The organism is Nitrospirota bacterium, assembly GCA_020851375.1.
GTDB lineage: Bacteria > Nitrospirota > 9FT-COMBO-42-15 > HDB-SIOI813 > HDB-SIOI813 > RBG-16-43-11.
In genome coordinates, this window is sequence record JADZCV010000046.1 from 15,956 (window position 1) to 31,908 (window position 15,953).

Here is a 15,953-nt window from a genome sequence, read left to right on the forward strand (position 1 = left end):
AAATCCCCTCCGATTAAATATTAAAAGTGACTTCATGATTAATCTGAGTGATTACGATTATCCGTTTGACCCTTCATTGATTGCCCAGTATCCGGAATCAAAGCGGGATGATTCCCGCCTTCTTGTCCTGAACAGGACTGACGGGACTGCCGGACACAGGAAATTCAGCAATGTAATTGAAAGCCTGAGGCATGGCGACGTCCTTGTACTGAATAATACCCGGGTGATTCCCTGCAGGGTGACTGGTGAAAAGGAAGGCACAGGCGGCCGCGTCGAGCTGTTGTTTTTGAAGAAACTTGATGAAAACAGCTGGGAAGCCATGTCAAACAGGAAATTAAGGCCAGGGACAGGGATAAGATTTTCTGATTATTGCCGGTGCGAGGTATCAGGTGTGGCAAAGAATCATTATATCGTGAAGTTTGCTCATCCGTCGGAGCTGAAGAGATTGTTTTCAGAGATAGGGCAAATGCCTGTTCCGCCATACATCAGGAGGGAATCATGTGAAGAAGACAGGGAGCGTTATCAGACTGTGTATGCACTGGAAGACGGGGCTATTGCAGCCCCGACAGCAGGACTGCACTTTACCCGGGAGCTCATGCAGGCATTGACAAATCATGGGGTCTCTGTTGTTTACATTACTCTTCATGTCGGCATAGGTACGTTCAGGCCTGTCAAATCAGAGTATATAACGGATCACCAGATGGAGAATGAATGGTTTAAGGTTTCTGAAGAGGCTGCGGAGCATATAAGGCAGACTAAGGAAAAGGGAGGGCGTGTCATAGCAGTGGGTACGACTTCCGTCAGGGCGCTTGAACAGGCTTCAATAGATGGAGTGTTAAAGCCTGCAGAAGGTGAAACAGGGCTTTTTATTTATCCTGGTTACAAGTTTAATATTGTTGATGCAATGATAACAAACTTTCATCTCCCGAGATCTACATTATTTATGCTTGTTACAGCATTTGCAGGCAGGGAGAATATATTGAACGCCTATGCTGTGGCTGTTGAGAAGAAGTACAGATTCTATAGTTACGGCGATGCAATGTTAATCATCTGAATCATATATGGGGTGCTGATTGCGGGAATTAAGGCATATTTCAAAGAAGCAAGTCAGGAAAAAAAGGAACAAAATACGGAGAATGACAGCCGTTTTCCTGATAATGATTTTGATCCTTGCCGGAAGTGTGTATTTTCTCCGTAAAAAGCCGGGAGGTGTTAATGTTGATTTAAAGCCGGGCAATATCTACACGAAAGTTAAGGATCAGGAGCAAAATACTGATGCGGAAGAAGGCACCAATGATTTTACATTTTATAAAGTACTCAACAGCAAGGAGGGTGATGTAATTCCGTTTAAAGTTGAACCGTCGAAACCTGATGCGGATCGTAATAAATACAAAGAACCTCCGGTTGATAAAAAAACTGAAGAGATAGACAGCGAGATATTAAAAAAGATAGAGACAAGGGATAATGAGGGTATAATTTATACGGTTCAGATAGCTGCGCTGAAACAGGAAAAGGCTGCTAATGAGATTGCAGGTCTAATCATGTCAAAAGGCTTTGCCCCGTATGTAATCAGGGATGACAAATCAGCGAGTATTCCCATATTTAAGGTGAGAATCGGAAAGTTCCTGTCAATAGTGGATGCAAATGAGGTTGCTTCAGTCCTGAAAAGAGAAGGGTTTGCTACCTACGTAATAAAAACTTCCAAAAATGATTAACTCTGGTAATAATTATGCTGGCGCGGGTATTGAGCAGTATTATCACAGGGGTGGACGCTTCAATCGTTGAGGTTGAGGCAGACCTTGTTTACGGACTTCCTCTTTTTACTATAGTAGGCCTGCCTGATACCGCTGTGCGGGAGAGCAGGGAGCGGGTTAGGTCTGCACTTAGAAATGCCGGTTTTAAACTTCCCCCAAAAAAGATAACGGTGAACCTTGCTCCTGCAGATCAGAAAAAGGAAGGGGCGCTGTATGATTTACCTGTAGCAATAGCTATCCTGTGTGCAGAGGGACATGTCAGGAGTGAGGCAATTAAAGACCTTATGTTTATAGGAGAGTTGTCTCTGTATGGCCGTACAAAGCCTGTAAAGGGTGCCCTGTCTATCGCCATAGCCGCAAAGAATGCCGGACTGAAGGGGTTGTTTCTACCAGGAGATAATGTGGAAGAGGCTGCAATTATCGGCGGTATAGATATCTACGGGGTTGACACGCTGCAACAGGTTATCGGGTTGCTTGCCTGCAATGTGCTGCCGGAACCTCATCGAAGAGGCTGTCGTCTTCCATCGGTAATAAGCGCCTCATATGACACAGATATGTCGGAGGTAAAGGGACAGGAACATGCCAAGAGGGCGTTAGAGGTTGCGGCAGCAGGCGGGCACAATGTATTGATGATTGGTCCTCCCGGCTCAGGCAAGAGTATGCTTGCAAAAAGACTATCAACAATTCTTCCGGATATCAGCTTTGATGAGACGATAGAGACGACCAGAATTCACAGTCTTGCCGGAGTATTAAATCAGGATGAGCCGGTCATGAAATATCGGCCGTTCAGATACACACATCATACTATTTCCTATGCAGGTATTGCAGGCGGTGGAAGCATCCCAAGGCCAGGAGAGATCAGCCTTGCCCATAACGGAGTCCTGTTTCTGGATGAGATGCCAGAATACAGGCGGGATGTCCTCGAGGTACTGAGACAACCCATGGAGGATAGATGTATTACAATCTCGAGGGCCGGAAGCACTGTAAAATATCCGGCAAGGTTTATGCTTGTAGGCGCCATGAATCCCTGTCCGTGCGGTTACTTTTCAACGGCTGACAGGGACTGCGTGTGTTCACCAATCCAGATAAAGAGATACCGAAGCCGGATATCGGGTCCATTGCTGGACCGTATTGATATACATGTGAATCTTCCGCCTTTATCTGCAAGGGAAATCAGGACTGACTGCAGCGGAGAAACTTCTGCAGAAATCAGAAAGCGTGTCAATATGGCAAGAGAGTGCCAGAGGACAAGATACAACGGCGAGAAAGGCATATACTGCAGCGCTGACATGAAGGAATCGCATGTCAACAGGTACTGCCGTATTAATGCGGAATCAGGCAGACTGATTGAGCATTCAATGGAAAGGCTGGGAATCAGCGTCAGAGGTTATGTCAAGATTTTAAAGGTTGCAAGAACTATCGCAGATCTCGATTTGAGAGAGGACATATTGACACAGGATGTGGCTGAGGCGATAGGGTATAGAATGTTGGACAGGAATATAGTATGATATTCGATTATCCTTCCCTGCATTTGGAAGTTTGTGGGAATCAATACGACTCAGAGCTTGCAAATGGGGATGAACCGTCATGGGCCTGGGCTCACAAGGGGTCATGAAAACGTCATTCCCGCGTAAGCGGGAATCCAGACCGAGGCCTGATTCTGGATTCCCACTCCCCGCATAAATCCTGCGGGGACAGGTTTCGTGGGAATGACGGGTACATAGGAGCAATTTCAGGTGAAACGTAAGCGAAGTCTTAAGGTCAGATTAGCTGTACTTTTTGCAGCAATTATTCTGATTGCAGCCGGTATTGCCGCCGGTATTGGATTTTTTCTTGTGTACAGGAATTTGCCGCGGGTTGAGTCTCTGAGGGAATACAGACCGAGCCTTGTCAGCCGCATATATTCAGATGACAATAAAATAGTTGGTGAATTCTATGTTGAAAAGCGTGTGCTGGTTCCATTCAACGCAATTCCCTTATACCTTAAGGAGGCGGTTGTTGCTGTTGAGGATGATGCCTTCTACTCACACAAGGGATTAGACTATAAAGGCATCCTGCGGGCTTTCTGGGTTAATATTATTTCCCTCGATATAAAACAGGGGGGGAGCACAATTACCCAACAGCTTGCCCGCTCGCTCTTTCTTACTCCTGAGCAGACTATATTGAGAAAGTTGAAAGAGGCCATTTTGGCCAGACGGATTGAGAGCATCCTTTCCAAGGACCAGATACTTGAGATATACCTTAATCAGATATACCTTGGGCGGGGGGCCTATGGTGTTCAGTCAGCCTCGCAAATTTATTTTGGCAAAGACGTAAGATACCTTACACTTTCAGAATCTGCCCTTCTGGCGGCAATAATACGTTCACCGGCGCTTTATTCTCCTTATCTTTATCCTGACAGGGTGAAGATGCGGCAGAAGTTCGTTATGAAAAGGATGATGGAAGAAGGTTATATTAATGAGGAAGATTACAAAAAGGCGTATATGCAGGACATATTCCTCAGGAAGTATGAAAAACAGGAGGAAATCGCGCCGTATTTTAATGAATATATAAGGCAGTATCTCGTGTCTGTGTATGGTGTTGAGAAGGTCTACAAGGGCGGTTTGAATGTTTATACCACGATAAACTATGATCTCCAGAAAGAGGCAACTTTAGCGGTAAAGAATGGTTTGAGGGCGCTTGACAAGAGGCAGGGCTACAGAGGGCCGGTAGTTCACAAATCACCCTCAGAGATTAAAGAATGGCTTGAAGGCCGTGTGGGGACTGTGACACAGGAAGACATTCTGCCTGGAGATATAGTACAAGGCATTGTTATTAGTGTTGAGAATAGCTTTGCCACTGTCAGGGCAGGAAGGCTTACTGGCCGTATTCCTGTCGAGAATATGCTGTGGGCAAGAAAGAGACTTTCAGGCACTGGTGCCAAAAAGGTGAATTATCTGAGCGATGATTCTACAGCTAAGGATATTCTGGTCGCAGGCGATGTTGTTTATGTCAAAGTGATTAGCATTAAAGACGACAACAACGTTGTTTTTGCCCTTGATCAGGAACCTGTAGTTGAAGGGGCTCTTATTTCCATTGACCCTGCAACAGGCTATGTCAGGGCCATGGTCGGTGGTTTTGATTTTAAACGAAGTGAGTTCAACAGGGCTGTCCAGTCGCGCAGGCAGCCTGGATCTGCTTTTAAACCTTTTGTATACGGTGCAGCTATTGATAATGATTTTACTGCAGCGACTGTGCTTGATGATTCCCCTATCAGTTACAGTATCCCGGGGTGGGATAAGGACTGGACACCTGAAAACTATGACGGTAAATTTTACGGTCCTATGACTTTAAGGGATGCACTTGCCTATTCAAGGAATGTCGTAACAATTAAACTGGCAGAGAAGGTTGGTATTGACAGGGTTATTAGTTTTGCAAACAGGATGGGAATCAGGAGCAATCTTGAGAGAAACCTGTCTCTTGCGCTTGGATCTTCCGGGGTTTCTCTGATTGAACTTACAAGCGCGTATGGGGTATTTGCGAATCAGGGTATCCGGGCAGAGCCCACGTTTATAAAGTATATTACTGATAATAATGGCAGGATTCTTGAGCGGTCTGCCCCGGTTTCAGAAGACGTCCTCTCGCCTCAGACAGCCTATATTATGACCAGTATGATGGAGGATGTAATACAGAAAGGAACAGGCAGACGCGCACGCGGGCTGGGAGGTTCTGTTGCCGGCAAGACAGGGACAACAAATAATTTTACTGATGCATGGTTTGTAGGTTATACATCAAGCCTGGCAACAGGCACATGGGTGGGTTTTGATGACATGAGGAGCATAGGTCATGGCGAGGCGGGTGCTCGTGCGGCATTACCGATATGGATTGAATATATGCAGACTTCCATAAACAGGCTGCCGCCATCCTATTTCCCCATTCCAGAGGACATAATGTTTGTAAAAATTGATCCATATAACGGTCTTTTAGCATCACCATACCTGACCGACTTTCAGGTTGAGATATTCCGGAAAGGGACAGAACCCAATGAAGTATCCAGGGCATCAGGTCCGCGTCCTGGAAGGTACATAATTGACGATGAACCCGTTGACTGAATACGGACGCAATATATGGCTTTATACGGCGTTGGACTCCTCCGAAAATCCTCAACGTACAATAAAAGTACGCCTGCGGTTTTCTTGGTCGTCCGCCTTGTCTAAAGCCATATCTTGCGTCCGTATTGTGTTGCCCCGCTGATTGCAGGTGTCGTGCTAAAGGCTATATTTGGCCTTGACTTATGATGTGCTTTCTAATATTATCACAATGCAAAATATTCTGAAAGGAGTGTATATGTCTGTAAAAATTGGTATTAACGGCTTTGGCAGGATAGGTAGGAACTTCTTTCGTATTGTATTCAACAATCCTGAGATTGAGATTGCGGCAATTAATGATCTTACAGATGCAAAAACTCTTGCACACCTGCTGAAATACGATTCAGTATTCGGAATCTTGAATGCAGATGTGTACGCAAAAGAGAACAGTCTTATGGTAAACGGCAGGGAGATAAAGATACTGGCAGAGAGAGACCCGCTGAAGCTGCCCTGGGGAGACCTTGGAGTTGACGTAGTAGTTGAGTCAACAGGCCTGTTTACGAAGAGGGAGGATGCAGAAAAGCACCTGAAGGGCGGAGCGAAAAAGGTTATTATATCAGCACCTGCAAAAAATCCGGATGTAACTATAGTTTTAGGGGTAAATGACAATAAGTATAATTCGAAGAGTCACAAAATTATTTCCAATGCCTCATGTACGACGAATTGCCTTGCGCCTATAGCAAAAGTCCTCCTGAATAGCTTCGGCATCAGGCGCGGACTTATGACTACCATACACTCATATACAAACGACCAGAAGCTGCTTGACCTGCCGCATAAGGACCTTCGGAGGGCACGGGCAGCGGCAGTCTCATTGATTCCTACCTCAACAGGTGCGGCAAGGGCCATTTCCCTGGTTCTGCCGGAATTGGAGGGCAGACTCGATGGAATGGCGGTGAGGGTTCCGACTCCAAATGTTTCCATGGTGGACCTGGTTGTTGAAACAGAGAAAGACACAGATGAGGCGAAGGTAAATTCTGCGCTGAAAAAGGCTGCTGCAGGCAAACTGAAGGGATATCTTGAATATACTGAATCCCCACTTGTCTCAATAGACTTTAAGGGCAATGACCATTCGTCCATTGTAGACGGGACTCTTACAAGGGTTCTTGACAAGAGGATGGTAAAAGTTATTGCCTGGTATGACAACGAATGGGGATACTCCACAAGAATTAAGGACCTTATTCTTTTTATGAGCAGGAAAGGCATTAAATGACGCCGGTTTTGAATAAGCTTACTATCAGGGATGTTGATATCAGGAATAAAAGGGTATTCATAAGGGTGGACTTTAATGTACCGCTCAACTCAGAGCTCAATATTACTGATGACACCAGGATCCGTTCTGCACTCCCAACTATTAACTATGCTATTGATGAAGGGGCTAAGGTTATTCTCGCATCTCATCTTGGAAGGCCAAAGGGAAGGAAGAATCCGGCTTTAACCCTTTCAACCGTTGTAAGGCGTCTGCAGAGGCTTTTAAACAAGGATGTGATGTTTCTGGATGACTGTATTGGGCCTGAAGTGGAAAAAGTGGTAAACAACATGGAGCCGGGAGATGTTGTTCTTTTAGAGAATCTGAGGTTCTATCCAGGTGAGGAAGGCAAGGATGACGAGTTTGCAAAGAAACTTGCCTCATTAGCGGATGTATATGTCAATGATGCCTTTGGTACAAGCCACCGTAGCCATGCATCGGTTACAGGTATAACAAAATATGTCAGGCCTGCCGTAGCAGGATTTCTTGTCAAAAAGGAAATCGAATATGTTGACGGTGTGATGGCTAATCCAGCGAGACCATTTGTTGCTATACTGGGTGGTGCAAAGGTTTCGGGCAAGCTTGGAATGATAGAAAACCTTGGCAAGAAGGTGGACAAGGTCATTATTGGCGGAGGCATGGCGTTTACGTTCCTCAAGGCTATGGGCTATGAGGTGGGAAATTCCCTGGTAGAGCCTGAAATGCTTGATGTATCAATAAAGATCTATAATGCTGCCCGACAGAGCGGTATAAAGTTCTATCTGCCGGTTGACTGTGTAGTTGCACCCAGTATGGAACCTGGCGCAGAAACAATGATAGTCACTGTGCAGGAGGTACCGAAGGACTGGAAGGCGCTGGATATAGGGCCCGCATCAGTTAAGCTATTTACAGAGGCAATAGCCAATGCAAGGACTATATTATGGAATGGGCCAATGGGGGTGTTTGAGATTGATGCATTTTCGCGAGGCACATTCGCCGTGGCTCACGCTGTAGCAGAGTCATATGCACTTACTATCGTAGGCGGAGGTGACACGGCAAATGCCGTGGACAAGGCGAGGGAGTCGGAAAATATGTCATTCATATCAACAGGCGGAGGGGCAGTTCTCCAGATGCTTGAGGGAAAGCCGTTGCCTGGTATTATGGCCCTTGATGACAGGGAAACAACTTCGGTGTAGAGATGGCCTTTATGGACTGCCGGGAGATAAGACTTGCGTAAACATGTGATAGCTGCAAACTGGAAGATGAATAAGACAATATCCGAGGCGTTGCAATTTGTGTCTGATTTCAGAAAAATGCTCAGGGATACACCTGTAAATAATGTGGATATCATCTTATCTCCGGCTTTTACTGCTATTAATGCCATATCAGATGCAGTAAAAAGTGGTGGCAATATTGATGTTGCAGCGCAGGATCTTTACTGGGAGGAGAAGGGGGCCTATACAGGTGAAATCTCGGCAGCGATGCTTGCCGATTGCGGGTGCAAATATGTCATAGTAGGGCATAGTGAGAGAAGACAGCTTTTTGGTGAAACGGATGAACAGATTAGCAAAAAGATAAGGCGAGCAATTTACTCAGGGCTCAGGCCCCTGTTTTGTGTCGGAGAATCACTCCAACAGAGGGAAGATGACGAGACATTCCGTATTATCAGGAATCAGGTTGAAAAGGGGGTTGATGGTTTAAGCGAAGAGGCTGTGAGTAGCCTGCTGATTGCCTATGAGCCTGTTTGGGCAATAGGGACAGGCAAAAACGCAACTTCAGAACAGGCAGCGGAGGTTCATGGATTTATAAGGTCTATATTAAGAGAGACTTACGGCAGGAGTGTATCTGAGACCGTCAGGATACTATACGGCGGGAGTGTGACGCCTGAAAATGCAGGCGGACTGATAAGGCAACCCGACATTGATGGTGCTCTTGTCGGAGGCGCAAGCCTTAAAGCCGATTCATTCTTTAAGATTATTTCGAGCGCAGCTGTTAATTAATGTGTACTGGTAAGGGGGCAAAGTGACAATATTTCTTGTAATTATTCACATAATAGTATCTGTATTCCTCATTGGGGTGGTTTTGCTCCAAAGGGGAAAAGGGGCGGATATGGGTGCTGCCTTTGGAGGCGCATCAAGCCAGAGTGTTTTCGGCAGCCGCGGTCCGGGAAGTTTTTTAAGTAAACTTACGACGATCGCTGCAGTTATCTTTATATTAACATCTTTTTCCCTTGCCTTTGTAGGCAGTGACAAGGGTGGTTCATCTGTAATACCGGAACAATCACAGGCGCCTGCAATGCCTCAGTCTGTTGAACCAATGCCGCAATCAGGCGCTCCGGCATCAGCGCCAGGCTCGCCTGCAAAGACTGCTGTAATGCCGCCTGCATCATCCGGGTCTGAGTCCTCACCGACCGCACCAGCAAGGAAGTAGCAGTTTACTTAAAGATTTTCTATCGCATATCCGACAACAATTCTGCCAATTTGCCAGTATGATCCAACTAACTTAATATACAGGAGGGCGGTAGGATGTTTCTAAAGAAAATGAAAATCAAGACTCGTCTTTTGGCTGGTTTCACAATTGCATTATCACTTTTTGTAATAAGCGGGGTCATAACTGTTGTTCTTTTGCATAAGTCTGACAACAATGTGAAAACTGTTAAAGATAAGAGCCTGCCATACGCCCTTATTGCAAAAGACATAGCCTTTGATGTCGTGCAGGTTCAGCAATTTCTTACGGATGCGTCTGCAACCCGGGATAAAGAGGTTTTCAAGGAAGCAGAGGCATTTGCAGTTAAATTCAGGCAGGATGTCGCTAAATTCAAGGATATGTACAGGGCAGAAAATGATCAGGTATCTGTTATGAAGATGGAAGACCTTGAGTCTTCATTTGTCAGATACTATGACACCGGCAAGAAAATGGCCAATGCCTATATCAATGAAGGCATTGAAGCTGGCAATATAATAATGGATGAATTTGATAAAACGAGTGAGGCAATTACGGCAAGTGTTGATGAATTTGTCAAACAGCAGTCAGATGAAGTTATTGAAATGACCAGCAATGTCGAGGATTCTATAGATTTGATCATAACGGTTCTTTTGATAATATCTGTGGTGTCAATTGCTGCAGGCGTTTTTACCGCATGGTACATAACATCAAGTATAGTTAACCCGTTAGGTAAGGCAGTAAGCGTTTCAAATTCTATTGCCAATGGAGATCTTTCTGTAAAGATCGAATATGACAACAATGATGAAACAGGTCAGCTGCTCCATTCAATGGAAAATATGGTGAATAGCCTCAAGAAACTTATTTCAGACATGAAGTCGACATCAGATAACATGGCCTCTGCAAGCGAACAATTGAGCGCAAGTTCAGAGCAGATGTCCAAAGGGGTAATTTCCCAGTCAGACAGGTCTACACAGATAGCCTCTGCTGCGCACGAAATGGCTCAGACTGTCGTCGAAATAGCAAGGAATGCATCAAGCATCGCAACGTCCGCCAGTGATACGGCAAAGGTAGCCAGGGAGGGAGAAAATATTGTTGACAAGTCGGTTTCAGAGGTAAAGGATATTGCTTCAACAATGAGTGAGTCGTCAAAGTTAATGGTTTCTCTCGGTGAAAGGTCCAAACAGATCGGCGACATTATCAGGGTAATAAGTGAGATTGCAGATCAGACCAATCTGCTTGCGTTAAATGCGGCCATCGAGGCGGCGCGCGCGGGTGAGCAGGGCAAAGGCTTTGCAGTTGTTGCTGATGAAGTAAGAAAACTCGCGGAGAGAACGGCCAAGGCCACATCAGAAATTGGTTCCATGATAGGAGCAATCCAGGATGAAGTGCAAAAGAGCGTTACATCAATGGATGAGGTAAAAAAGATGGTCGGGACAGGCGTGGAATTTTCCACTCAGACAGGAGAGGCCCTGCAGAAGATCGTAGCAGCGGTAAGCGAACTCCAGATTATGGTTCAGCAGATAGCCTCGGCAACAGAGGAGATGTCTGCCACATCCGAGCAGATCAGCGGGGATATAATGGCAGTAGCAAATATCTCCAAAGAGACATCTACAGGCTCGGAGCATATAGCAGAGGCATCTTCAGAGGTTGCCAGACTCGCCTCACGACTTCTTCAGATGGGCGGGCAATTCAAGATATGATCTTATCGGTTACAGCTTCATGTGCGGGTCTATGGCATCCCGGATGCCCTCGCCAAGGAGATTGTAAGATAGGACAGTAATGAGTATTGCAAGACCGGGAAATACGGACAACCACCATGCAATCTCTATATTGTCTTTGCCTATAGTAAGTATATTGCCCCAGCTTGCCTCAGGCGGCTGAACGCCAATGCCGAGGAAGCTTAACGCAGACTCTGTCAGGATGGCGCCTGCGACCCCGAGTACTGCAGATACAAGCACAGGGGCCATGGAGTTGGGAAGGATATGCCTGAAGATTATCCTGAGGTCCCCCGAGCCTATAGCCCTTGCAGACTGAGCAAATTCCCTCTCCTTAACTGACAGAAATTCTGCCCGTACAAGCCTTGTTACACCCATCCATGATGTAAGACCGATTACAATCATTATGTTGCTTATCCCAGGCTCAAGAAAGGCGATGACTGCCAGTAACAGGAAGAATGTCGGAATTGAGAGCATAATATCCACAAATCTCATTATGACGCGATCGGTCCAGCCTCCGTAATATCCTGTAATCGCCCCAAGTATTACACCAATGAATGTGGAAATACCCACTGCCACAAATCCTACTGATAAAGAGATTCGTGATCCCCAGATGATGCGGCTCAGGATATCCCGGCCCAGGTCATCAGTACCAAACGGATGTGTAAAGCCGGGTGGTTCGAGGATATTAAGTACATTGATTGTATTTGGATCATAGGGTGTAATGGCCGGCGCCAATATTGCTATTGTAAAAAGACATGCAACGATAAAACCGCCGAGTAATGCGAGTTTGTTCTTTTTAAAACGCATCCAAAAAGATATTATCATTGGTCAACTTACCTGTTTCTGATTCTTGGGTCTGCCAGGGCATAACCGGTATCTGCAAGCATATTGCCTATTAAGGTTAATACAGCGCCAATTGTTAAAACTCCCATAATTAGCGGATAATCCCTCGTCATGACTGACATGTAAAACAATTGCCCCATGCCTGGAATGGCAAAAATGGTCTCAAATATCACACTTCCGCCGATAAGCCCTGGTACTGACAGTCCAAGGATTGTAATAACCGGCAGGAGGGCATTTCTCATTGCATGCTTATATATTACAACCCGCTCGGAAAGTCCCTTGGCCCGCGCAGTAGTGATATAATCAGCCCTTATCACCTCAAGCATGTTGCTTCTCATGTATCGTGACATACCCGCCAGACCGCCAAATGCCTCAAGCAATACAGGGAGGATCAGGTGACTTGCCATATCCAGGAATTTTCCGCCTGTAGTCAGACTGTCATAATTCAATGATTTAATGCCGGATATGGGAAGCCAGTCCAGGTAAACTCCAAACAGAATCATAAGGAGGAGGGCAAGCCAGAAGGTTGGCATGGCAAAGCCGACGAAGACAGTAATGGTAGAGATTTTGTCATAAAGTGAATATTGATGAGTGGCAGATGACACCCCTATGGGTATGGCTATCAGGATAATCAGTGCCATGGAAAGAACATTAATCAGGATTGTAACAGGCAGGCGCTCTTTTATCTTGTCCCATACAGGTCTCTTGTCTGTGGAGAATGATTCACCAAAATCAAGTTTAACCAGGCGTTTTATCCAGATTCCATACTGAACAATTACAGGTTTATCGAGACCATAATATTTTTCAAGCTTTTCCCTTGCCTCAGGTGTTATCTTTGGATTTAGCTCGGCAAGGATATCTGTAGGTTTGCCCGGGGCAAGGTGAATTATGAAAAAAGATATCAGTGTTATCCCTATAATAGTCGGAATCATCTCGAGCAGGCGTTTGGCGAAATAAATAATCATCGGGCTTCCTGCAATAATATCAATTAAGTGATGAAATTGGAAGAGGCCTGAACTGCCGGACAGTTTGCATCCTGCATCTCACTTGAATTGGGGGATAATTTGATTTATTATCGTTATAGGTTAATCTGACGATAAAAATACAGTATCTCATCTTTGAATTCAATTTAACAAAACATTATTGATACAGCATGGATTGAAAGGGGGGCATATTTGTGAAAAAGCTGTTTTCTCCTGACACCGTCGCTGTAATAGGCGCTACAGAGCGGGATGGTTCTGTAGGAAGGACGGTATTAGAAAATTTAGTCAGATCTCCGGGACGCAGGGTTTTTCCTGTAAACCCAAAAAGAAAAGAGGTCCTGGGCATTGAATGCTTTGCCTCTGTCTCAGATATCCCTGTCATTGTTGACCTTGCTGTGATCGTTACCCCTGCCAGTACGGTACCTGCAATTGTTGAAGAGTGCGGTAAGGCCGGGATAGAAGGTGTGATAATTATTTCAGCGGGCTTCAGAGAGTCCGGTGAGGAGGGCCGGGGGCTGGAAGATGAAATAAGAAAGATCAGGCGCAGATATGGCATGCGGATTGTTGGGCCAAACTGTCTCGGTGTTATCAGGCCGCACATTGATTTGAATGCATCATTCCTTAAGGTCAATCCAAAACCTGGCAAGATAGCCTTCATATCACAGAGCGGGGCCCTTGGAAGCGCTATACTTGACTGGGCTATGGAATCCCACGTAGGCTTTAGCATGTTCGCCTCACTTGGTTCCATGGTTGACGTAGATTTCGGTGACATAATTGATTTTGTGGGTGATGACCCCAATACAAGGAGCATTATGCTCTATATTGAGGGCATTGGAAATGCAAAGAAGTTTATGAGTGCAGCGAGGGGTTTTGCCCGCAGTAAGCCTATCATCGTTATTAAACCTGGCAAGTTTGCAGAGAGTGCAAGGGCCGCTGTTTCACATACCGGCGCTATGGCAGGCGACTACCATGTTTATGATGCTGCCTTTAAGAGGGCCGGCGTCATCAGGATTGAAGAAATTGCAGACCTTTTTAATGCAGCCGAGGTACTTGATTCCAAATATCTGCCTAAAGGGCCAAAACTCGCAATTATTACCAATGCAGGCGGTGTTGGCGTTATAGCGACCGACGCTCTGATGCAGTCTCATGGCGAGTTGTCAAAAATCTCTGATGAGGGCATAAAAGAGCTTGACCAGCACATGCCGGCGCACTGGAGCAGGGGGAACCCGATAGACATCCTGGGAGATGCGGACATAGATAGATATCTGCATGCTATCAAAGTATGTCTGAATGAGGATGAGGTGAATGGCATACTTGTTATCTATACACCTCAGGGGGCTGCAAAACCAGATGAACTCGCACAGCGTATAGTGGACATTGCAAAAAAGACATATAAACCCATCATTGCCGTCTGGATGGGGGGGAAGATGGCCAAAGAGGGAAGGTCTGTATTCCTCAAAAACAACATCCCTACTACTGGTACACCTGAACATGCAGTCAAGACCTATATGTATATGTATAAATACGGCAAGAACCTCCAGCTGCTGTATGAAACCCCCGCTGAATTGTCAGTTGACCAGGCACCTCCCAAGCACCACTTAAAGGCGCTGATCAGACGCAGTGTACAGGAGGGGAGGCTGCTCCTCAATGAAGATGAATCAAAGAAACTGCTTAAGGATTATGGAATACCTGTTACCAGGGCATATACTGCCGGCAGCATTGATGAGGCGCTGAGCATAGCAGGAGAAACCGGCTATCCCGTGGTACTTAAGATCGTCTCGCCGGACATCACACACAAGACTGATGTCGGAGGTGTGATAACTGGTGTAAACTCGGAGGATCAATTAAGGGAAAAGTATAACAGGTTGATAAGCAGTGTAAGGGAAAACCGGCCGGAGGCAAGGATCAGCGGTGTCTCTGTCCAGAAGATGTTCGAGCGGATTGACTATGAACTGATACTGGGTGCAAAAAAAGACAGGGAGTTCGGGACTGTAATCCTCTTTGGGATGGGGGGGATAGGGGTAGAGATCTTCCGTGATTTTTCAGTTGCGCTCCCGCCGTTAAATCAGACTCTTGCAAGAAGGCTGATGGAAGAGACAGAGGTCTTTAAAATGATACAGGGTTACCGGGGCAGACCTCCTGCAGACATCAGGCAATTAGAACAGATAATTGTTGCCTTCTCCAATCTCATAATTGATTTCCCTGAGATAGAGGAGATGGACATAAACCCTCTCGCTATTTCCGGGAGTTCGATATCAGCGCTTGACGCCAGGACTATAATAGATAAAGATGCCATAGGGTCGGCCTCTCCATATCAACATCTCGTCATAACCCCTTATCCTACAAGATATGTAATACCGTGGAAACTGATGGACGGGACAGAGGTGTTATTAAGACCCATCCGGCCTGAAGATGAACCTATGGAAAGCGAAATGCTGTCAACCCTTTCTGAACAGGCCCTTGTCGGCAGATTTTTTCAGGCAGTCAGAAAAATATCACACGATATGCTGACCAGATATTGTAATATTGATTATGACCGTGAGATGGCGATAGTGGCAGAGCTCAGGGAGGACGGAAGGAAACGGTTAATAGGAATCGGAAGGATAATTATTGAGACTGACTTCAGGAAGGGCGAGTTTGCGGTCCTTGTACATGATGATTTTCAGCGAAGGGGGTTGGGATACAAGCTCGTTGATATGTTGATAGGAATTGCTCATGAAAAGGGATTGGAAAAGGTTTATGGCATAGTTTTGACTGATAACAGGCAGATGCTGAGGATATGCAGGGAGCTTGGGTTTACTGTGCGTGACATGCCTGACGGTCTCAGCAAAGTTGAGCTGATGTTAAAATGAAACCTT

12 protein-coding genes are annotated in these 15,953 nt (G+C 45.8%); 10 read left to right on the plus strand and 2 right to left on the minus strand.

From position 1 onward, the window contains the following. The first annotated feature begins 37 nt into the window (after positions 1 to 37). The 9 genes from queA (at position 38) to IT393_11150 (ending at position 11,251) form a co-directional block, all read left to right on the plus strand. Positions 38 to 1,054, plus strand: a complete 1,017-nt coding sequence (queA, locus tag IT393_11110; GenBank protein MCC7203192.1) for a tRNA preQ1(34) S-adenosylmethionine ribosyltransferase-isomerase QueA — start codon at positions 38 to 40, stop codon at positions 1,052 to 1,054. 82 nt (positions 1,055 to 1,136) lie between these two features. Then, on the plus strand, positions 1,137 to 1,715 hold the full coding sequence (locus IT393_11115; protein ID MCC7203193.1) for an SPOR domain-containing protein: 579 nt from the start codon (positions 1,137 to 1,139) through the stop codon (positions 1,713 to 1,715). Positions 1,716 to 1,729: 14 nt separating this feature from the next. Further along, positions 1,730 to 3,262: a YifB family Mg chelatase-like AAA ATPase gene (locus tag IT393_11120; GenBank protein ID MCC7203194.1), complete on the plus strand. Its 1,533-nt coding sequence runs from the start codon at positions 1,730 to 1,732 to the stop codon at positions 3,260 to 3,262. Positions 3,263 to 3,490: 228 nt separating this feature from the next. Next, positions 3,491 to 5,845 (plus strand): PBP1A family penicillin-binding protein, encoded by a 2,355-nt coding sequence (locus IT393_11125; GenBank protein ID MCC7203195.1) that lies wholly within the window; start codon positions 3,491 to 3,493, stop codon positions 5,843 to 5,845. 235 nt (positions 5,846 to 6,080) lie between these two features. After that, on the plus strand, positions 6,081 to 7,091 hold the full coding sequence (gap, locus tag IT393_11130) for a type I glyceraldehyde-3-phosphate dehydrogenase (protein ID MCC7203196.1): 1,011 nt from the start codon (positions 6,081 to 6,083) through the stop codon (positions 7,089 to 7,091). An 8-nt stretch (positions 7,092 to 7,099) separates the two neighbouring features. Next, positions 7,100 to 8,302 carry a phosphoglycerate kinase gene (locus IT393_11135; protein MCC7203197.1) on the plus strand — a complete coding sequence of 401 codons (1,203 nt, stop codon included), beginning with the start codon at positions 7,100 to 7,102 and terminating at the stop codon, positions 8,300 to 8,302. 33 nt (positions 8,303 to 8,335) lie between these two features. After that, complete coding sequence (locus tag IT393_11140) at positions 8,336 to 9,106, plus strand: triose-phosphate isomerase (GenBank protein ID MCC7203198.1); 771 nt, start codon at positions 8,336 to 8,338, stop codon at positions 9,104 to 9,106. 22 nt (positions 9,107 to 9,128) lie between these two features. Then, on the plus strand, positions 9,129 to 9,536 hold the full coding sequence (gene secG, locus IT393_11145; protein MCC7203199.1) for a preprotein translocase subunit SecG: 408 nt from the start codon (positions 9,129 to 9,131) through the stop codon (positions 9,534 to 9,536). 95 nt (positions 9,537 to 9,631) lie between these two features. Next, the gene (locus IT393_11150; protein ID MCC7203200.1) at positions 9,632 to 11,251 is read left to right on the plus strand and encodes a methyl-accepting chemotaxis protein; all 1,620 of its coding nucleotides are present in this window, start codon (positions 9,632 to 9,634) and stop codon (positions 11,249 to 11,251) included. Positions 11,252 to 11,260: 9 nt separating this feature from the next. Here the strand turns inward: IT393_11150 and IT393_11155 are convergent, their stop codons facing one another. Then, on the minus strand, positions 11,261 to 12,094 hold the full coding sequence (locus IT393_11155; GenBank protein ID MCC7203201.1) for an ABC transporter permease: 834 nt from the start codon (positions 12,092 to 12,094) through the stop codon (positions 11,261 to 11,263). Between the two features lie 8 nt (positions 12,095 to 12,102). Next, positions 12,103 to 13,077 (minus strand): ABC transporter permease, encoded by a 975-nt coding sequence (locus IT393_11160; protein ID MCC7203202.1) that lies wholly within the window; start codon positions 13,075 to 13,077, stop codon positions 12,103 to 12,105. A 206-nt stretch (positions 13,078 to 13,283) separates the two neighbouring features. Between IT393_11160 and IT393_11165 the strand changes: the two genes are divergently transcribed. Further along, entirely contained in the window at positions 13,284 to 15,947 is a 2,664-nt protein-coding gene (locus IT393_11165; GenBank protein MCC7203203.1) for a bifunctional acetate--CoA ligase family protein/GNAT family N-acetyltransferase, read from the plus strand. Positions 15,948 to 15,953 lie beyond the last annotated feature (6 nt).

Coding starts and splice junctions, on each gene's coding strand:
- IT393_11115 (MCC7203193.1), top strand. CDS start 1,137: ATGACAGCCGTTTTCCTGATAATGATTTTGATCCTTGCCGGAAGTGTG.
- IT393_11120 (MCC7203194.1), top strand. CDS start 1,730: ATGCTGGCGCGGGTATTGAGCAGTATTATCACAGGGGTGGACGCTTCA.
- gap (MCC7203196.1), top strand. CDS start 6,081: ATGTCTGTAAAAATTGGTATTAACGGCTTTGGCAGGATAGGTAGGAAC.
- IT393_11150 (MCC7203200.1), top strand. CDS start 9,632: ATGTTTCTAAAGAAAATGAAAATCAAGACTCGTCTTTTGGCTGGTTTC.
- IT393_11155 (MCC7203201.1), bottom strand. CDS start 12,094: ATGATAATATCTTTTTGGATGCGTTTTAAAAAGAACAAACTCGCATTA.
- IT393_11160 (MCC7203202.1), bottom strand. CDS start 13,077: ATGATTATTTATTTCGCCAAACGCCTGCTCGAGATGATTCCGACTATT.